This is a genomic window from Streptomyces tendae (assembly GCF_008632955.1).
In the GTDB taxonomy this organism is placed as follows: domain Bacteria; phylum Actinomycetota; class Actinomycetes; order Streptomycetales; family Streptomycetaceae; genus Streptomyces.
This window is the reverse complement of sequence record NZ_CP043959.1, coordinates 2,899,754-2,919,222: the sequence shown is the minus strand read 5'-3', so window position 1 is coordinate 2,919,222 and position 19,469 is coordinate 2,899,754. Positions and strand designations below refer to the sequence as shown.

Sequence of the window (19,469 nt, the reverse complement as noted above, 5' to 3'; positions counted from 1 at the left end):
TTCGCAGAGGAACAACGGCAACCGGCCGCCGCCGCGGGACCACCCCGTCACCGCGCGCCTACGGAGCGAGTTGAGCCCTTCCGCACCGTGACGATGCGTGTGACACTGGCGTCCCGTCCGCTGTGCGGACCCCCTCCGCACCGTCCCCCACGAGAAGTGCGCCGTGCGTTCCTTGCCTCTGCCGATCGCCCTGACCGCCCGTCTGTCCCCGGTGGTCGTCCTCGCCGCGGCCGGATGGGCGCTGTCCTCCGGCCCGCTGGCCCCGCCCGAGGCGCCCGAGAAGAAGCCGACCGGGAAGACGGCGGCCCAGTCCCCGACCGCCCCGTCCGAGACGCGGGCGGTGAAGACGTACGCCGCGGCGCCCGCGCCGTGCACCGCGCTGAGCGCCACGACCGTCAAGTCCCTTGTGCCGGGCGCCAAGACGGCCGGCAAGGAGATACCGTCCACGGACTCCGGCCTGCGCCGTACCTGCTCGTGGAACGCGCTCAAAGGCTACGAGTACCGCTGGCTCGACGTGTCGTTCGAGGTGCTGGACTCCGACGAGGCGGCGGAGCAGTCGTACGGCGGGCGGCTGGAGGAGAAGAGCGGCGGGGGCGCGGTGCCGGGGGTCGGTGACGCCGCGTACTCGGTCGTGAACCTCACCACCGAGGACAAGCAGCAGACGCGTGAGGGCGTCGTGGTGGCCCGCTCCGCCAACGCGCTGGTGATCGTCACGTACAACGGCAGCGACTTCGAGTCGAAGAAGGCGCCGGGTACGGAGGAGATCAACAAGGGCGCGATCAAGGCCGCCAAGGAAGCGGTGGCCGCGCTGACGAAGGCGCGAGGCTGATCCGGAACCAATGGTTCCGTGACATCTGTCACAGCCCGTTCCCGATCTGACCGGGTCGGTTAGTAGACCTCGCGGCGGCGACATGGGGGACTTGTCCGTCTTGGCCGGACAGCGGACCGGGCCCGTGCGGGCGGTGGTCCGGCCGGGATCCGCAGGACCCCGGTCCGTCGGCGCAGGGCGCTTTCTGACGCGACGCCAGACGGTCCGCCCGGCCTCGTCCGGGCGGACCGGCACGCTCCCCCGCCCGTCGCAAGGCCCTCGTGGATCTACGAAAGCGAGTAGTAGACCGGCCCTTTGCGCCCCGCGCCGGGCCGTCCCAAGAATGACCAGCCTCCGCACACCGAGGGGTGAGGTCACGTATGGGAAAGCATCGCCATCAGCAGAAGTACCGGCGGACGGTCGTCGCCGCGGTCGCCGTCGGCGTCATAGGCATACCCTCGGTCGCCATGGCCTGTACCGACTGGCCGGACGGCGGGCAGCGGGAGGACCGCACGACCGCGGTGCCGTCCGTCGGCGAGGACCGCTGGGACGGACCCGGCTGGTACGGCCGCTGGCGCAGCCAGCACGACGCCGACCCCACGCCGGTGGCGTCGGACTCGCCGAGCGCCTCCGCGAGCCCGACGAAGGAGAGCCGCAAGCAGCACGGCGGCAAGCAGTCCCACAAGCCGAGGAAGAAGGCAGGGTCCACCACCGCGGCCCCCTCCTCCACCACGGCGGCCCCGAAGCCCACCACGGCCGCCCCCAAGCCCTCGGCGTCGTCGCCGACCGCGTCCGCCCCGAAGCCGACGACGGCCGCCCCGAAGCCCACGACCGCGGCTCCGAAGCCGCCCGCCACGGCCTCCGGCGCCGTCGCCCGGGTCGTGGAGCTGGTCAACGCCGAGCGTGCCGGGGCCGGCTGCTCCCCGGTGACGGCCAACGCCACCCTGAACACGGCCGCGCAGCGGCACAGCGAGGACATGGCGTCGACCGGAACCATGTCGCACACCGGCTCGGACGGGTCGGACCCCGGTGCCCGCATCACCCGCGCCGGTTACACCTGGAGCACCTACGGCGAGAACGTCGCCTACGGCTACTCCACCCCGGAGCAGGTGATGCAGGGCTGGATGACCAGCCCCGGCCACAAGGCGAACATCCTCAACTGCTCGTTCAAGGAGATCGGCGTCGGCCTGTCCGGCACCTACTGGACGCAGGACTTCGGCACGGCCCGCTGAGGCCGGCTTCCCCGGGCGCCCCCGGGGCGGCGGCGGGCCCTCACACCCGCCGCCGCCCCGCCATGAGCGCGACGTACACGACGAGCGAGGCCGCCAGGCCCACCGCCCAGCCGTAGTCCGCGAGGGGCTTCAGGAAGGGAATGAGCCCGTCCTGCGGGAAGGGGCCCTTGCCCGGGGCCGAGTGGGAGCCGCCCACCGCGAGCACCCCGCCGACCGCGAAGGCCACGACGGCGTGCACGTTCCAGCCGGAGGTGTACCAGTAGCGTCCGCCCGGCGTGTACAGGTCGGGCAGGTCCAGCACCGTGCGGCGCACGATCCAGTAGTCGGCGATGAGGATGCCGGCGACCGTGCCGAGCAGCCCGCCGACCAGGCCGAGCCAGGTGAAGATGTACAGCTCCGGTGTCTCGGTGAGCTTCCACGGCATGATGACCACACCCACGACACCGGTGATCAGCGCGCCGGCGCGGAAGCTGATGAGGCGCGGCGCCAGGTTCGCCAGGTCGTACGCCGGTGACACCACGTTGGCGGCGATGTTCACGGAGATCGTGGCGACGAGCACGGTGATCAGCGCGAAGAGCAGCCCGAAGACGTTGTCGGTCTTGGCGGCCAGCTCCACCGGGTCCCAGAGGGCGGCGCCGTAGACGGCCTGCGAGCCGGAGGTGACGAACACCGACAGCAGCGCGAACAGCGTCATGGTGGTGGGCAGTCCGAGCGTCTGCCCCCAGACCTGGGCGCGCTGCCCCGCGCCGAAGCGGGTGAAGTCGGGGATGTTGAGGCTGAGGGTCGACCAGAAGGCGATCATGCCCATCAGGGACGGGAAGAACACCGGCCAGAAGTCGGCGCCCCAGCCCAGCTTCGAGGGCTGGTCGAGCAGCGGACCGAGACCGCCGGCCTTGTTCGCGACCCACGCCAGCAGGACCAGCGCGCCCACGATGACGAACGGCGCGGCCCAGTTCTCGAATCGCCGCAGCGTCTCCATCCCCCGGTAGATGATGGCCAGTTCGAGCGCCCAGAACAGCACGAAGCACACCCACAGCGTCCACGGCTGGCCGCCCACCTCGGACGCCTCGGCCCAGCCGCCGAACAGCTTGCCGAGCAGGACGAAGATGCCCTGGCCGCCGATCCAGGTCTGGATGCCGAACCAGGCGCAGGCGACCCCCGCCCGGATCAGGGCGGGCAGATTGGCGCCGCGCAGCCCGAAGGAGGCACGGGCCAGCACCGGGAACGGGATGCCGTACTTGGGGCCGGCGTGCCCGGTCAGCAGCATCGGCGCGAGCACGATGACGTTGGCGAGCGCGATGGTGAAGACGGCCTGCTTCCAGTCCATGCCGAGCGCGACCAGCCCGGACGCCAGCAGCCAGGACGGGATGTTGTGCGCCATCCCCACCCACAGGGCGGTGAAGTTGTACGTGGTCCAGCGGCGGCGGGCCAGCGGTACGGGCAGCAGGTCGTCGTTGACGAAGCGGGCATCGGTGAGGGCGGTGCCCGGCGGGAGCTCGACGCGCCCCGCCGGGTCGGGTATGGGATTCTCGGACGGCGCCGGCGGAACGGTCGCGGTCATGGGCGTGCCTTTCGCAGTGGTACCGGTTCAGTCGCTGAGTGCCGGGATGATCTCCGCGCCGTACGCGTCGATCGTCGTTTCCTGCGCGTCGTGCATGTCGTACACCGCGAACTGGTCCACGCCCAGGTCGCGCAGTGCCCGCAGCTTCTCGATGTGCGCCTCGGGCGGGCCGAGGAGGCAGAAGCGGTCCACGATCTCGTCGGGCACGAAGTCCGTGGACGGGTTGCCGGCCCGTCCGTGGTGGCTGTAGTCGTAGCCTTGGCGGCCCTTGATGTAGTCGGTCAGCGCCTCGGGGACCATGCCGGAGTGGTCGCCGTAGCGGGAGACCAGGTCGGCGACGTGGTTGCCGACCATCCCGCCGAACCAGCGGCACTGCTCCCGGGCGTGCGCGAGGTCGTCGCCGACGTACGCGGGTGCGGCGACGCAGATGGTGACCGCGTCCGGGTCGCGGCCCGCCTCGGCGGCGGCGTTCCGTACGGCCTTGACCATCCACTCGGTGAGGAAGGGGTCGGCGAGCTGCAGGATGAAGCCGTCGGCCTTCCGTCCGGTGAGGGCGAGCGCCTTGGGGCCGTAGGCGGCCATCCAGACCGGCAGTTTCCCGTCGCGCACCCACGGCAGCCGCATCGGTTGTCCGTCCACCTCGGCCTCGCGCCCCTCGGCGAGGTCGCGGATCACGTCGATCGCCTCGCCGAGCCGGGCCAGGGTGTTGGGCCTGCGTCCGGCGACGCGCATCGCCGAGTCGCCGCGGCCGATGCCGCAGACGGTGCGGTTGCCGTACATGTCGTTGAGGGTGGCGAAGGTGGAGGCGGTGACCTCCCAGGTGCGGGTGCCCGGGTTGGTGACCATCGGGCCGACGGTGAGGGTCGTGGTGTGGGCGAGGATCTGGCTGTAGACGACGAAGGGTTCCTGCCACAGCACGGCCGAGTCGAAGGTCCACCCGTGGGTGAACCCGTTGCGCTCGGCGCGCTTCATCAGGCTGATGACCCGCGAGGCCGGCGGGTCGGTCTGCAGGACGAGGCCGAAGTCCATGCGCTCCGCTCCTAGGTGAGGTACTGACAGGTGGAACGCGGGGTGTAGACGCCGTGTCCGGCGTGTCCGGTGTACTCCCGGTCGGTGACGACGGGGACCCCGCGCGAGAACACGGTCTCGACGCGGCCGGTGACCCGCTTGCCCTCATAGGCCGAGTAGTCGACGTTCATGTGGTGGGTGTCGGCGGACATGACCTGCTCGGCCGCCGGGTCGTAGATCACCACGTCGGCGTCGGCGCCCGGCGCGACGGTGCCCTTCTTCGGGTACAGGCCGAACATCCGGGCCGGGGTGGCGCAGGCGATCTCGATCCAGCGGCGGCGGGTGATGTGCCCGTCGAGGACGGCCTGGTGGAGCAGGTCCATGCGGTTCTCCACGCCCGGCAGCCCGTTGGGGATCTTGGAGAAGTCGCCGCGGCCGAGTTCCTTCTGGCCGGTGAAGCAGAACGGGCAGTGGTCGGTGGAGACCACCTGGAGGTCGTTGGTGCACAGGCCCCGCCACAGCGCGGCCTGGTGCTCCCTGGGGCGCAGGGGCGTGCTGCACACGTACTTGGCGCCCTCGAAGTCCGGCTCGGCGAGGTTGTCGGTGGACAGGAACAGGTACTGCGGGCAGGTCTCGCCGAAGACGTTCAGTCCCTGGTCGCGGGCCCTGGCGAGTTCGGCGACCGCCTCGGTGGCGGAGACGTGCACGACGTACAGCGGGGCGCCGGCGACCTGCGCGAGCCGGATGGCGCGGTGGGTGGCCTCGGCCTCCAGGAGTGCCTTGCGGACCTCGCCGTGGAAGCGGGGGTCGGTCTCGCCGCGGGCGAGGGCCTGCTCGACGAGGACGTCGATGGCGATGCCGTTCTCGGCGTGCATCATGATCAGGCCGCCGTTGTCGGCGGAGCGCTGCATGGCGCGGAGGATCTGGCCGTCGTCGGAGTAGAAGACGCCGGGGTAGGCCATGAACTGTTTGAACGAGGTGACGCCCTCCTCCACGAGGAGGTCCATTTCCTTGAGCGTCTCGTCGTTCACGTCCGACACGATCATGTGGAAGGCGTAGTCGATCGCGCAGTTGCCCTCCGCCTTGGCGTGCCAGGCGTCCAGGCCCTCGCGCAGGCCGCGCCCGACGCTCTGCACCGCGAAGTCGACGATCGTGGTGGTGCCGCCCCAGGCGGCGGCGCGGGTGCCGGTCTCGAAGGTGTCGGAGGCGAAGGTGCCGCCGAACGGCAGCTCCATGTGGGTGTGCGCGTCGACCCCGCCCGGGATCACGTACTTCCCGGTGGCGTCGACGGTCCGCTCGGCGGTGAACGCCTCGGCGGCGGGGGTGCCGGAGGCGGCCAGGGCCGCGATGCGGCCGTCTTCCATGAGGACGTCCGCGTGTAGTTCGTCGGAGGCGGTGATGACCAAGCCGCCGCGGATCACGGTGCTGGTGCTCATGTCCGGGTCGCTCCTCGATGTGGGTGCGTGCGGGTTGTTCGTGGTTGGTCGCGCAGTTCCCCGCGCCCCTTCAGGGCGCTGTCAGGGGGCCGTAGGCGCCCGGGGCGCGGTCGCGGTAGAACTGCCAGCGGTCGCGGACCTCGCGGAGTTGGGCCAGGTCCAGGTCGCGGACGACGAGCTCGGTCTCCTTGTCGCTGGCGACCTCGCCCACGAAACGGGCCTCCGGGTCGACGAAGTAGCTGGTGCCGTAGAAGTCGTTGTCGCCGTACTCCTCGACGCCCACCCGGTTGATGGCGCCGACGAAGTACTCGTTGGCGACGGCCGCCGCCGGCTGTTCCAGCTGCCAGAGGTAGCCGGACAGCCCCCGGGAGGTGGCCGACGGGTTGAAGACGACCTCCGCGCCCGCGAGTCCGAGCGCGCGCCAGCCCTCGGGGAAGTGACGGTCGTAGCAGATGTAGACGCCGATCCGGCCGGCCTGTGTGTCGAAGACGGGCCAGCCGCTGTTCCCCGGGCGGAAGTAGAACTTCTCCCAGAACCCCTTGACCTGCGGGATGTGCGTCTTGCGGTACTTGCCGAGGTAGCTGCCGTCGGCGTCGATCACGGCGGCCGTGTTGTACAGGACGCCGGGCTGCTCCTCCTCGTACATCGGGAGCACCAGGACAAGGCCCAGCTCCCGGGCGAGGCGCTGGAAGCGCTCGACGACCGGACCGTCCGGGATGCGTTCGGCGTACTCGTAGAAGGCGGGGTCCTGCACCTGGCAGAAGTACGGCCCGTAGAACAGCTCCTGGAAGCACAGCACATGAGCGCCCTGCGCGGCCGCGTCGCGGGCGGCCTGCTCGTGGACCTGGATCATCGATTCCTTGTCGCCCGTCCAGGCGGTCTGGAAGACGGCGGCTCGGATCACTCGGCTCATCGGGACCTCCGGTCGCTCGGTGTGCAGTGAGCCTAGGAAGCGGACGAGCGCGCTTTGAGTGGCAGCGTGTCACGTCTGCCGGGGTGCGGCGTGTCACCGTGTCATCCGCGGACGATCCCATGTGTCACCGCCGTTGCCGCAGGTGGTCGCTCGTTTCAGTGGTGTTGCGCGTCGTGCGCGAGGAGTGCGATGTGCAGGGAGGCGGCCTGTTCGAAGTCGTCCAGGTCCACCCCCAGCCGTATCTGTATCGCCTCCAGGCGGCGGTACAGCGCGGGCCGGGAGACGTGGTGCAGCTGCGCGGTACGGGACTTGTTGCGGCCGGTCGCCAGGTACGTGCGCAGCACCGGCAGGAGGTCCTCGCCGGGGTCGCACAGCAGCCCCGCCAGCTCCCTCTCGGCGAACGACTGCACCTGCGGCTCGTCCCGCAACAGACGGATCAGGCCCCGCAGATGGACGTCCCGCAGCCGCACCACGGGCGGCAGGTCCAGGGCGGCGGCGGAGTCCGCCACCGCGTCCGCGACATGCCGTGCCTCGCGCAGCCCGGCGGGCACGTCCTCGAAGGAGGTACGGGCGCCGGCGGCCGCCACCACGACGGGCCCGTCCGCCGGTTCGGCGCGCAGCCGGGCCGCGAAGTGCGCGGTGAGCGCCTCGGCGTCCTGGTCACGGGCGAGGCTGAGCAGCACGGCGGTCGCGGTGGCCGACAGCTCCCCGGCGACGCCGGGCAGGCCGAGCAGCCGCAGCACGCGGTCCAGCGGGGCGGCCCGGCGGCCGTGCACGACGAGCGGCACGAAGGTGCGCCGGTTCACCGGCAGCCCGGCCGCCCGCGCCCGGGGCAGCAGGTGCCGGGCCGGTACGGCACCGCCGACCAGGTCGGTCACCAGGCTCAGCGCGGACTGTTCCTCCCAGGAACCGTCCGCGCCGCCGAGCATGCGGTGCAGCACCAGGGCCTCGGCGCCCCGGTCGGCGAGCAGCCGCCCGGTCTCCGTGTCGCCGCGGTAGCCGCACAGCACCAGCCGGCCCCAGTGCCCGCCCCGCCCGCCGAGCTCGGCGCGGATCCAGCCGTCGCCCTCGCTGCGGCCGGCCTGCCGGGCGATGCGCTCCCAGTCGCGCAGCACGTCGTCGACGGCCGGCCGCTCCCCCGCCGTGCCGAGGACGCGGTGGGCGAGGTTGGTGACGACGACGGGGCAGCCGCTGTGCCGGGCGATCTCGTCGAGCAGCCGCTGGAGCGGGGCGCCGCCGGTGATGAGTGCGGTGAGTTCGGTGCGGACCGCCTCGGACAGGCTGACGGCGGCGAACTTCCGCCGCACCAGCCGGGACTGGACCTCCTCGGTCAACTGGGCGAAGGGGAACGGGCGGTGGAGCACGACGAGGGGAAGCTGGCAGCGTTCGGCCACCCGCCGCATGGTCTCCGGCGGGGACGGGAAGGCCCGGCCGAGGCCCAGGACCACGGCGGAGGCCTCGGCGCGGTGCAGGGAGCGGACGTACTCCGCCTGCTTGTCCTCGTCGCCGGCGAGCAGCACCCCGGTGGTGAGCACCATCTCGCCGCCGCTGAGCATCACCCCGACGTCGGCCGCCTCGGCGACGTGCACCCAGCGCACCGGCCGGTCCAGCCGGCCGGCGCCGGCCACCACCTCGGGCTGTCCGGCGAGCACCCGCTCCAGGGCGAGGACCTGCCGGACCGAGAGGGACGGTGCCGGTGGCTCCCAGGTCGTCATGGCGGCGTCCTCCCGTGCGTGTGGGGCTACTGGATGCTCCTCAGGGCGTCCTCGAGGATCGCGGCGCCCTCCTCGGCCTCCGCGACGTTGAGGGAGAGCGGCGGGGCGACGCGCAGGGCGCTGGTGTCATGGCCGCCGCCCTTGCCGATGAGCAGGCCGCCCCTGCGGGCCGCCTCCAGGACGGCGGACGCCGCGGCCGGGTCGGCCTCGTCGGTGCCCGGTGTGCTGAGCTCGATGCCGATCATCAGGCCGCGTCCGCGCACCTCCCGGACGGCCGGGACCTGCGCGGCGGCGGCCCGCAGCCGTTCGATGAGCAGCCCGCCGACCCGGCGCGCGTTGCCCTGGAGGTCGTGTTCCAGGAGGTAGTTGAGGTTGGCCAGGCCCGCCGCCATGGTGATCTGGGTGCCGCCGAACGTCGAGATGCTGTTGGCGTCCAGGCAGTTCATGATCTCGGCGCGGGCGACGACCCCGCCGATGGACATGCCGTTGCCGATCCCCTTGGCGAAGGTCAGCATGTCGGGCGGGCCGCTGCGGCCGTGCGCCTGCCAGCCCCAGAAGTGCTCGCCGGTGCGGCCCCATCCGGTCTGCACCTCGTCGGCGATCCACAGGACACCGCGCTCGTGCAGCACCTCACGGAAGGCCGCGTAGAGCCCGTCGGGCGGGGAGGTGAAGCCGCCGACGCCCTGGATCGGCTCGGCGATCAGCGCGGCGGGCGGGCGGGTGTGTCCGAGGAGGTCCTTGAGGTCGTCGACGCAGGCGGCGACGAAGTCGTAGTCGTCGAGGCCGGCGAACGGGCCCCGGGTGCGGACCCCGCCGTGCACGTAGAGGGTCTGCAGCGGGGAGAGCGAGGTGGGGGACCAGCCGCGGTTGCCGGTGATGCCGACGGAGCTGAAGGAGCGTCCGTGGTAGCTGTTGCGCATCGCCAGGACCGTGTTGCTGCGGCGGTAGGTGGTGGCGAGCAGCAGGGCGGTGTCGTTGGCCTCGGTGCCGGAGGTGGTGAAGAAGACCCGGGCGTCGGGGATGCCGCTGAGCGTGGCGATCCGTTCGGCGAGGTCCACCATCGGCCGGTTGAGGTAGAGGGTGGAGGAGTGCAGGATCCGCCCGGCCTGTTCGGTCACCGCCTTGGTGACCTCGGGCAGGGCGTGGGCGGTCATGGTGGTGAGGATGCCGCCGAAGAAGTCGAGGTAGCGGTTGCCCCGGGAGTCCCAGACGTGGCGTCCCTCGCCATGGGTGATCTCGAGGGGCTCGTCGTAGTAGAGGGCGAGCCAGTCGGGCAGCACGGAGCGGTGGCGGCTCAGCAGGTCGTCGTTCACGGCCGCACCAGCCCTTCGTAGGCGTCGGGGCGGCGGTCGCGGTAGAAGGCCCACTGCTGCCGCACCTCGTCGACGAGGTCGAAGTCCAGTTCCCGGACCACCAGTTCCTCCTTGCTGTCGCTGGCGAGGTCGCCGACGAACTGTCCGCGCGGGTCGACGAAGTAGCTCGTGCCGTAGAAGTCGTTGTCCCCGTACTCCTCGACGCCCACGCGGTTGATGGCGGCGACGAAGTACTCGTTGGCCACGGCGGCCGCGGGCTGTTCCAGCTGCCACAGGTGGGCCGACAGACCGCGGTGCGTGGCCGACGGGTTGTAGACCAACTGGGCGCCGTTGATGCCGAGTTGCCGCCATCCCTCGGGGAAGTGGCGGTCGTAGCAGATGTAGACGCCGACCTTGCCCACGGCGGTGTCGAAGACGGGCCAGCCGAGGTTGCCCGGGCGGAAGTAGAACTTCTCCCAGAAGCCCTTCACCTGCGGGATGTGGTGCTTGCGGTACTTGCCGAGGTAGGTGCCGTCCGCGTCGATCACGGCGGCGGTGTTGTAGTAGTGGCCGGACTGCTCGATCTCGAAGACGGGGGCGACGACCACCATGCCGGTCTCGCGGGCGAGCTCCCGCATCCGGCGCACGGTGGGGCCGTCGGGGACCTCCTCGGCCCAGCGGTAGTGCTCGGCCTCCTGGACCTGGCAGAAGTAGGGGGCGTTGAACACCTCCTGGAACCCGATGACCTTCGCGCCCCGCCGGGCCGCCTCGCGGGCGTGCTCCTCGTGTTTCGCCAGCATGGACTCGGTGTCGCCGGTCCAGGTGGCCTGGACCAGGGCGGCGGTTACGACGTTGGGCATGAGCTGCTGCTCCTTCGACGCGACGTCAGCGCCTCTACGCCCGTAGAGACGGCCGTAGAGGGACGAACGTAAGCCTCCCGGACGGCCTTGCCAAGACCATCGTCGTGCGGGCCGTGGAGTCGATCCGGATTGACACCCCTGTGGGTGAGTCCGCCCGGCCGCCGGCCCCCGGTCAGGCGGCCAGTCCCGCCACGCGCAGGGCGTGCAGCACGTCCCAGTGCCGCTCCTCCGAGACGCCCCGGGCCGCCGTCAGCAGCAGCGGCACCAGGCGCCGGGGGTCGGGGGCCGCGGTGCGGGCGGCGTCCTGCGGGGTGCGCATCCGGACACAGGCGTCCAGCAGGGCCCGCAGCTCGCGGTGGCGGCTGCCTTCGGCCAGGGCGAGGGCGGCCTGGCCTATCTCGTCGGCCGGCCGTACGACGCCCTGCCGCAGGATCTGCTCGCCGTCCTCCGCGCGGCCCGCCTCGGTCAGCGCGTCGGCGGCGGCGACGAGGCGTTCGGCGGGCAGCGACGCGGCCGCCTCCCACAGCAGGGTCGCCCAGTCGGCCCCCAGTCCGGCCCGCTCCATCTCGTCGGCCAGCAGCGGGAACCGTACGGCGGGCCAGTAGGCGGCGTCGTTCAGCACGGCGTGCGCCTCGCCGGCGCGTCCCTCGCGGCGCAGTCGTACGAGGGTGCGCACCAGGTGTCCGGCCTGCCTCAGGTCTTCCACGCCGGCCCGCTCCCCGGCAGGCGGCCCAGCCTGCTCGGCCTCGTCCGCGGCGGCCCCGGCGAAGCGGGCGCCGCGGGAGACGGAGGCGGCGACGGGCAGTTCCGGGACGGCGGCGGCCGGCGCGACGACGGGCGCCTCCCCGCCGTCCTCCACCCCGGCGAACCGAGCACCGCCGCGCCGCCGCTTGCGGGGCGGCGCGGGCGGGTTGCCGTCGGCGGGCGGGGCCGGCGGGACGTGCTGCTGCGCGGCGCGCAGTTCGGGAGGTACGGGTTCGGGGGCCGGGTACTGCTCCTGCCGTGAGCGGGGCGGAGCCGGCCGCGAGTGCTCCGCCTCGACGCTCGGCTCCGGGCGACGCCCGCGCGGGGCGGGGCCCGGGGCCGAGCGGTCTCCGTGCCCGGTGGCGTCCGGGGCTGGGCCCGTGTGCCGCTGCGGACCGGGAGCCGGGATCGGGCGATACCCCGGCTGGGCCGCATCCGCGGCCGGGCCTACGTGCTGCTGCGGGCCGGGGGCTGGAGTCGGGCGCCGTCCCGGCCCGGGGGCCGGGTTCGCGTGCTGCCGCGGACCGGGCCCGGCCGGGGTCGGGCGACCCTGCCGGGTCCGGTCCGAGTCCCAGTTTCCGTGCTGCTGCGGGGCGGGACCGGAGCGGCTCGGGGTGGCGGGGCCGAGCGGGGCAGGACCGCCCGGCGACGCGGCACCGGCGGGGTGCGCGGGACCGCCCGGTGACCCAGGGCCGGCGGGGTGCGCGGGACCGCCCGGCGACGTAGGACCGGCGGGGTGTGACGAGCCGCCCGGCGACGTAGGACCGGCGGGGTGCGCGGGACCGCCCGGCGACGCGGGACCGGCGGGGTGTGACGAGCCGCCCGGCGACGTAGGACCGGCGAGGTGCGCGGGACCGCCCGGTGACCCAGGACCGGCGAGGTGCGCGGGACCGCCCGGTGACCCAGGGCCGGCGGGGTGCGCGGGACCGCCTGGCGACGCGGGACCGGCGGGGTGCGCGGGACCGCCCGATGACCCAGGGCCGGCATGCGGGGCGGCGTCGCTCCGTGCTGCCGTGCCGGTGGGACAGGACGCGTACCGGTCCGTGGGAGCCGTGTTCGTGCGGGTGCGCCGGTCGAGGGCCGCCATACGGGCGGTGAGTTCCGCGCAGCGGGCGGCCGCACGGCGGTGGTCGTCCTCGGCCCAGGCGAGGTCGTTGCCGAGGGCGTCGGCTTCCTCGCGGCCGGCTGCCGAGGCGAGCCGGCGCGTCAGCTCGGCGCGGCGGTCCGCCGCGTACCGCTGCTCGCGCAGCATGACGTCGAGCCGGTCACTCAGGGCCTGCCGGGCACCGGGCCGGCCGTCGAACGCGGTGGTCGCCTCGGCGTACAGCAAGCGCGCCCGCGGAGCCTCCGCCTCGGCGACCGCGGGTCCATGGGCGGCGGCGAGATCCTGGAGCAGGGACTCCACCACGTCCCAGGGCGGCGGTTCGCGTCCTTCGAGACACGCCCGCATGCCGTCGGGGTCGCGCTGCCAGAACACCAGGCACCAGCCCGCGTACCGGTCCAGCCGTGCCAGCAGGTCCCGCAGGTGGTCCGTGAACTCCCGGACGGCGTCCGGAAGTTGCTCCGCAGCCATAGTCAACTCCCGCCGGATTCCGGAGTACTCGACTCCGTAGGTAACACCCGGCGTGTTACGGCGGCGCTACGGCGAGTTTACCGGCGGGGTGCGGACACGGCACCGGGAGCGGCGCCACCCCCGCTCAGGCGGCGATCGACGCGTCCGGGGTGTCCGGCACCTCCTGCGGCGCGCAGCGACCGATCAACGCGTCCATCGACAGCCCGAGCGCGCCGGCCAGCGCGGCCACGGTGAAGAACGCGGGGGTCGGGGCCCGCCCCGTCTCGATCTTGCGGAGGGTCTCCGCGGAGATGCCGGCGCTCGCGGCGACGTCCGCCATGCTGCGGGATCCGCGCGCCTCGCGCAGCAGCCTGCCGAGCCGCTCGCCGCGTTCGCGCTCTTCGGGGGTCAAGGGGGTGCGCACCATGCCCCCATTCTAATACCGGTATAGTAATTGGCATGGTGGAGCTCAAGACCGACGCATCGATCGATGCCATGTACGAGGCCGGACAGGTCGTCGCGAGCGCGCTGACGGCCGTACGGAAGGCCGCCGGCGTGGGCGTGTCCCTGCTGGAGCTGGACGAGGTGGCCCGGGAGGTGCTGAACGTGGCGGGCGCGACCTCGCCGTTCCTGGGGTACCGGCCCTCGTTCGCGCCCACGCCGTTCCCGGCCGTGATCTGCGCGTCCGTCAACGACGCGATCGTGCACGGCATCCCGGACGGTTACCGGCTGCGTGACGGGGACCTCGTGTCCATCGACTGCGGCGCCCAGCTGGGCGGCTGGGCCGGGGACTCGGCGATCAGCTTCGTGGTGGGGACCCCGCGCCCGGCGGACACCCGGCTGGTCGAGACGGCCGAGCGGGCGCTCGCGGCGGGCATCGAGGCCGCCGTCGTCGGCAACCGCATCGGCGACATCGCACACGCCATCGGCACCGTGTGCCGCGGCGCGGGCTACGGGATCATGGAGGACTACGGGGGCCACGGCATCGGCCGGCACATGCACGAGGACCCGCCGGTGCCGAACGAGGGCCGGCCGGGACGCGGGCTGCCGCTGCGGCACGGCATGGTTCTGGCGATCGAGCCGATGCTGATCGCCGGCGGCACGGACGCGTACCACGCCGCCCCGGACGGCTGGACCCTCCGCACCAACGACGGCACCCGCGCGGCCCACACGGAACACACGGTCGCGATCACGAACGCGGGACCCCGCGTCCTGACGGCGCGGGACTGAAGCGGGGGCCGGCCCGGCAGCCGGGCCGGCCCTTTCCGTGGGTGACGGAGCCCGATGCCGATGCCAACAACCGGCGCCGCACCGCGCCCGGCGGTGGGCCCGCGTCGTACGGTCCCGGCCCGCGGCGCCTCACCCGCCCCGATACCCGGTGCGAGCCGCCTCACCCCACCCCGACACCGGGCTCACCCGGCGACAGCCCGGTGCGCGCCGCCTCGTCGCACCCCGGCGGCGGGCCTGCGTGCACGGTCCCGGCCCGCAGCCGCCTCGCCGCGCCACGGTGCCGTGTCTGCGCGGTGGGGGCCCTGTCTGCCACCCCTCGCCACGGCGTCGCGCCGGAGCTGACCGGCACGGTTCCCTCCCGGTGCCGTGCCGGTTCCGCCCGGTGCCGATGCCGGTCGCAAGCGGTGCCGGCCCGTGCGCGGGGCGCCACCCCACGCGGGGCCGCGCGCGGGGCGCCGGCCCCCTCCCCTGCCGTGCGGCGCCCGGGATTCCCCCGCCGGGGACGAACCTGAACATGCCCGCCCATACGGATCGTGTCATCGTGGGATGAGCGCGGCTCGGCCGGGTTACCCGGCTCCGGCACGTCGACCCAGCGAAGGAACGGATGACGATGACGAGTGGTTTCGTCGGCCCGGAGGGTGACCCGTTCGCAGAATTCCTCGCCCGCTTCTTCGGCGGACAGCGCCCCCGCCAGATCGACATCGGCAGGCTTCTCAGCCAGCCCGCCCGGGAACTCGTGCGCGGCGCCGCCCAGTACGCGGCCGAGCACGGCAGCCGTGACCTGGACACCCAGCACCTGCTGCGTGCCGCCCTCTCCGCCGAGCCGACCCGGAGTCTGCTCAGCCGGGCGGGCGCGGACCCGGACTCGCTGGCGTCCCAGATCGACGACCGGTCCGGGCCCGTGCAGCACCCTCCCGGCGAGGCCCCACCGCCGACCTCGCTGTCCCTGACGCCCGCCGTCAAACGGGCGCTGCTGGACGCGCACGAGATGGCGCGGGCGAGCGGGGTCGGCTACATCGGCCCCGAGCACGTGCTCAGCGCCCTCGCCTCCAACCCCGACTCGGCGGCCGGCCACATACTGAACGCGGCCCGCTACACCCCCTCAGGCCCGCCCGAGGCGCCGGAGGCCCAGCAGCCCCGCACCGAGCGCCCCCGGCCCTCGTCGGGCACCCCGACGCTGGACAAGTACGGCCGTGACCTCACCACGCTGGCCCGCGAGGGCCGTATCGACCCGGTGATCGGGCGGGACGTCGAGATCGAGCAGACCGTCGAGGTGCTGTCCCGGCGCGGCAAGAACAACCCCGTGCTGATCGGTGACGCGGGCGTCGGCAAGACCGCCGTGGTGGAGGGGCTGGCCCAGCGGATCGCCGAGGGGGACGTGCCCGACATCCTCCTCGGCCGGCGGGTGGTCGCCCTGGACCTGACCGGCGTGGTCGCCGGCACCCGGTACCGGGGCGACTTCGAGGAGCGGATGAACAACCTCGTCGACGAGATCCGCGCCCACTCCGACCAACTGATCGTCTTCATCGACGAACTGCACACCGTGGTCGGCGCGGGAGGCGGCGGCGAGGGCGGTTCGATGGACGCCGGCAACATCCTCAAGCCGGCCCTGGCCCGCGGCGAGCTGCACATCGTCGGCGCGACGACCCTGGAGGAGTACCGGCGGATCGAGAAGGACGCGGCCCTGGCCCGCCGCTTCCAGCCGATCATGGTGCCCGAGCCGACACCCGCGGACGCGATCGAGATTTTGCGCGGCCTGCGGGACCGCTACGAGGCGCACCACCAGGTCCGTTACACCGACGAGGCGCTGGTCGCGGCCGTGGAGCTGTCCGACCGCTACCTCAGCGACCGGCGGCTGCCGGACAAGGCGATCGACCTCATCGACCAGGCGGGTGCCCGGGTGCGGCTGCGGGCCCGTACCAAGGGCACGGACGTCCGCGCGATGGAACGGGAGGTCGAGCAGCTGACCTGCGACAAGGACCAGGCGGTCGCGGACGAGCAGTACGAGCAGGCCATGCATCTGCGGGACCGCATCACGGAGCTGAAGGAGCGCATCTCGCAGGCCGGCGGCGGCGACGAGGTCGACGAGGGGCAGAGCCTGTGGGTGGACGCCGAGGCGATCGCCGAGGTGGTGGCCCGGCAGACGGGCATCCCGGTCAGCAGGCTCACCGAGGAGGAGAAGGACCGTCTGCTGGGACTGGAGCAGCATCTGCACCAGCGGGTGGTGGGCCAGGAGGAGGCCGTACGGGTCGTCTCGGACGCCGTGCTGCGCTCCCGCGCGGGCCTGTCCAGCCCGGACCGGCCGATCGGCAGCTTCCTGTTCCTCGGCCCGACCGGCGTCGGCAAGACGGAGCTGGCGCGGGCGCTCGCCGAGGCGTTGTTCGGCAGCGAGGACCGGATGGTCCGGCTCGACATGAGCGAGTACCAGGAGCGGCACACGGTGAGCCGCTTGGTCGGCGCCCCGCCCGGGTACGTGGGGCACGAGGAGGCGGGTCAGCTCACCGAGGTGGTGCGCAGGCACCCGTATTCGCTGCTGCTGCTCGACGAGGTGGAGAAGGCTCACCCGGACGTCTTCAACATCCTGTTGCAGGTGCTGGACGACGGCCGGCTGACCGACTCGCAGGGCCGCACGGTGGACTTCACCAACAGCGTGATCGTGATGACCAGCAACCTCGGTTCCGAGGTCATCACCCGGCGCGGCGCCACCCTGGGCTTCGCGACCGGCGGTGCGGAGGCCGACGAGGAGGCGCGGCGGGAGCAGATCCTGCGGCCGCTGCGGGACCACTTCCGGCCCGAGTTCCTCAACCGGATCGACGAGATCGTGGTGTTCCGCCAGCTCACGCCCGAGGAACTGCGCCAGATCACCGACCTGTTGTTGGAGAGCACCCGCCGCCGGCTGAAGGGCCAGGACATCAGCGCCGACTTCACCGACGCCGCCGTGGACTGGCTGGCCGAACGCGGTTACGAACCGGAGTACGGTGCCCGGCCGTTGCGCCGCACCATCCAGCGGGAGGTCGACAACCAGTTGTCCCGGCTGCTGCTGGACGGCCGGGTGCAGGAGGGTGGCCGGGTGACGGTGGACGCGCAGGACGGGCGTCTGGTGTTCCGTACGCAGGAGACGCCGGCTCCCGAGCTCTGACCCGCCGGTACGGCACGGCCCGGCACCCCCGGTCAGGGGTGCCGGGCCGACGGGTGTGAGGGGCCGGCGGATGACGGGCCGCTACCGCCTCGGGTGGACGACCATCGCCGAGCCGCCGCCCCGGCGGACCTTCTCCGCCGCGGCGAGCCAGGCTCCGCCGGGCAGCCGCTGCACGCCGGTCGTGGCGCCGATCTCCGGGTTCTCCCGGAAGGAGTGCCCGATGGCCTCCAGACGCTGCCTCAGCTCGCTGGTGAAGAGCCCGGGTTCGAGCTCGGTCTGCGCGGCGTTGCGCTGGCTGGCGCGCGGCGCGGCGATCGCGTCGACGAGCGGCAGGCCACGGTCGAGGAAGCCGGTGAGGGTCTGCAGCACGGTGGTGATGATGGTGGCGCCGCCGGGTGAGCCGAGCGCCACCACCGGCCGGTCGTGCCGGTCGAGCACGATCGTCGGCGCGATGGACGAGCGGGGCCGCTTGCCGGGGCCGGGCAGGTTCGGGTCGTGGACGGCGGGGTTCGCCGGGGCGAAGGAGAAGTCCGTCAGCTCGTTGTTGAGCAGGAACCCGCGTCCGGGGACGGTGATGCCGCTGCCGCCGGTCTGCTCGATGGTGAGTGTGTAGGCGACGACGTTGCCCCACCGGTCGGCGGTGGTCAGGTGCGTGGTGTTCTCGCCCTCGTACGTCGTCGGCGCGGCCGTGCCGCCCGTCGCGCACGGCGTCGGGTGGCGGGGGTCGGCGGGCGCGACCGGGCTGGTGAGGACGGCGTCGTCCTTGATCAGGCAGGCGCGTGAGTCCGCGAACCGCTGCGAGAGCAGTTCCTTCGTCGGTACGTCCTCGAAGGCGGGGTCGCCGACCCAGCGGCCCCGGTCGGCGAACGCGATGCGGCTCGCCTCGATGAACCGGTGCAGGTAGCGGACGTCGCTCGCCTTCGACAGGTCGGTGCGCTCCAGGATGTTGAGCGCCTCGCCGACCGTCGTGCCGCCGGAGGACGAGGGCGCGATGGAGTAGACGTCGAGACCCCGGTACGAGGTCTTGGTCGGGGGCTGGGACTTGGCACGGTAGGCGGCGAGGTCGCGCAGCGACAGGTCGCCCGGGCGCGCGTTCCAGCCCGACGCCGGGTCCACGGGCGGCTTGTTGACCGTGTTCACGATGTCGCGGGCGAGGTCGCCCCGGTACAGGGCGTCGACACCCTTGCGGCTCAGCTCGCGGTAGGTGCGGGCCAGGTCGGGGTTCTTGAAGGTGGAACCGACGGCGGGGAGTTCACCGCCCGGCAGGAACAGCTTCGCGGTGTCGGGGAAGTACCGGAAGCGGCTCTCGTTGGCGGCGGTCTGCGAGCGGAAGGTCCCGTCGACGGTGAAGCCGTCGCGGGCGAGCCGTTCGGCGGGCTCGAGGACCGTGCCGAGCTCCCTCTTGCCCCACTTGTCGAGCGCCCGCTGCCAGGTGGCGGGGGTGCCGGGGGTGCCGACGGCGAGTCCGCTGCTGACGGCCTCGGCGAACGGGATGGGCGTGCCGTTCTCCAGGAACAGGCCGGAGTCGGCGGTCAGCGGGGCGGTCTCGCGCCCGTCGAGGGTGTGCACGGTGCGGGACCGGGCGTCGTAGTACACGAAGTAGCCGCCCCCGCCGATGCCGGCCGAGTAGGGCTCGGTGACGCCGAGCGCGGCGGCGGTGGCCACGGCCGCGTCGACGGCGTTGCCGCCCCTGCGCAGGACCTCGATACCGGCCGCGGTGGCGTCCGAGTCGACGCTGGAGACGGCGCCGCCGTGACCGACGGCCACCGGCACCTTGGGCATGGGCCGGGCGTGTGGGGCGGGCTCGCCGCGGGGGGTGGGCGGCGCGGCCGCCCCCACCGACACGACGGCGGCGGTGACCGCGAGGACCGCGAGATTCCGTGCGACAGGGCGACGCATCCGCACCTCCAGTAAAGGGCCGTGCGGGCAGCTTAGTTCGTCGCCATGCCCGCGTCAGGGAGGCCGTACCGGGCGTGCCG

14 protein-coding genes are annotated in these 19,469 nt (G+C 73.1%); 4 read left to right on the top strand and 10 right to left on the bottom strand.

Annotated features, from left to right (window positions below; all coding sequences use genetic code 11):
* Window positions 1–163 precede the first annotated feature (163 nt).
* Window positions 164–829 (top strand): hypothetical protein, encoded by a 666-nt coding sequence (locus F3L20_RS13555; RefSeq protein WP_150154609.1) that lies wholly within the window; start codon window positions 164–166, stop codon window positions 827–829.
* Between the two features lie 359 nt (window positions 830–1,188).
* Window positions 1,189–2,040: a CAP domain-containing protein gene (locus F3L20_RS13550; protein WP_150154608.1), complete on the top strand. Its 852-nt coding sequence runs from the start codon at window positions 1,189–1,191 to the stop codon at window positions 2,038–2,040.
* A gap of 40 nt (window positions 2,041–2,080) precedes the next feature.
* Here F3L20_RS13550 and F3L20_RS13545 read toward each other — a convergent pair whose 3' ends face one another.
* From F3L20_RS13545 to F3L20_RS13505, 9 genes are all read right to left on the bottom strand, one after another.
* Entirely contained in the window at window positions 2,081–3,601 is a 1,521-nt protein-coding gene (locus F3L20_RS13545) for an NCS1 family nucleobase:cation symporter-1 (protein WP_150154607.1), read from the bottom strand.
* Between the two features lie 27 nt (window positions 3,602–3,628).
* Window positions 3,629–4,630, bottom strand: coding sequence for a TIGR03842 family LLM class F420-dependent oxidoreductase (locus F3L20_RS13540; protein ID WP_150154606.1), 1,002 nt, complete (start codon window positions 4,628–4,630; stop codon window positions 3,629–3,631).
* 11 nt (window positions 4,631–4,641) lie between these two features.
* Complete coding sequence (gene hydA / locus F3L20_RS13535; RefSeq protein WP_150154605.1) at window positions 4,642–6,045, bottom strand: dihydropyrimidinase; 1,404 nt, start codon at window positions 6,043–6,045, stop codon at window positions 4,642–4,644.
* 70 nt (window positions 6,046–6,115) lie between these two features.
* Window positions 6,116–6,958: a nitrilase-related carbon-nitrogen hydrolase gene (locus F3L20_RS13530; RefSeq protein WP_150154604.1), complete on the bottom strand. Its 843-nt coding sequence runs from the start codon at window positions 6,956–6,958 to the stop codon at window positions 6,116–6,118.
* 155 nt (window positions 6,959–7,113) lie between these two features.
* A complete protein-coding gene (locus F3L20_RS13525) occupies window positions 7,114–8,673 on the bottom strand; it encodes a PucR family transcriptional regulator (protein WP_150154603.1) in 1,560 nt (519 codons plus the stop codon).
* A 26-nt stretch (window positions 8,674–8,699) separates the two neighbouring features.
* On the bottom strand, window positions 8,700–9,986 hold the full coding sequence (locus F3L20_RS13520) for an aspartate aminotransferase family protein (protein ID WP_150154602.1): 1,287 nt from the start codon (window positions 9,984–9,986) through the stop codon (window positions 8,700–8,702).
* Window positions 9,983–10,825: a nitrilase-related carbon-nitrogen hydrolase gene (locus F3L20_RS13515; protein ID WP_150154601.1), complete on the bottom strand. Its 843-nt coding sequence runs from the start codon at window positions 10,823–10,825 to the stop codon at window positions 9,983–9,985. Before F3L20_RS13515 ends, F3L20_RS13520 begins: the two co-directional genes overlap by 4 nt.
* Before the next feature lie 172 nt (window positions 10,826–10,997).
* Window positions 10,998–13,142, bottom strand: a complete 2,145-nt coding sequence (locus tag F3L20_RS13510) for a hypothetical protein (RefSeq protein WP_150154600.1) — start codon at window positions 13,140–13,142, stop codon at window positions 10,998–11,000.
* Between the two features lie 124 nt (window positions 13,143–13,266).
* The gene (locus F3L20_RS13505; RefSeq protein ID WP_150154599.1) at window positions 13,267–13,548 is read right to left on the bottom strand and encodes a helix-turn-helix domain-containing protein; all 282 of its coding nucleotides are present in this window, start codon (window positions 13,546–13,548) and stop codon (window positions 13,267–13,269) included.
* Window positions 13,549–13,580: 32 nt separating this feature from the next.
* Between F3L20_RS13505 and map the strand changes: the two genes are divergently transcribed.
* Together map and F3L20_RS13495 are read left to right on the top strand one after the other, a co-directional pair.
* Window positions 13,581–14,351: a type I methionyl aminopeptidase gene (gene map, locus F3L20_RS13500; protein ID WP_150154598.1), complete on the top strand. Its 771-nt coding sequence runs from the start codon at window positions 13,581–13,583 to the stop codon at window positions 14,349–14,351.
* Window positions 14,352–14,961: 610 nt separating this feature from the next.
* Window positions 14,962–17,490, top strand: a complete 2,529-nt coding sequence (locus tag F3L20_RS13495; RefSeq protein WP_150154597.1) for an ATP-dependent Clp protease ATP-binding subunit — start codon at window positions 14,962–14,964, stop codon at window positions 17,488–17,490.
* Window positions 17,491–17,571: 81 nt separating this feature from the next.
* Here the strand turns inward: F3L20_RS13495 and ggt are convergent, their stop codons facing one another.
* Window positions 17,572–19,389, bottom strand: coding sequence for a gamma-glutamyltransferase (gene ggt, locus F3L20_RS13490; protein ID WP_150154596.1), 1,818 nt, complete (start codon window positions 19,387–19,389; stop codon window positions 17,572–17,574).
* Window positions 19,390–19,469 lie beyond the last annotated feature (80 nt).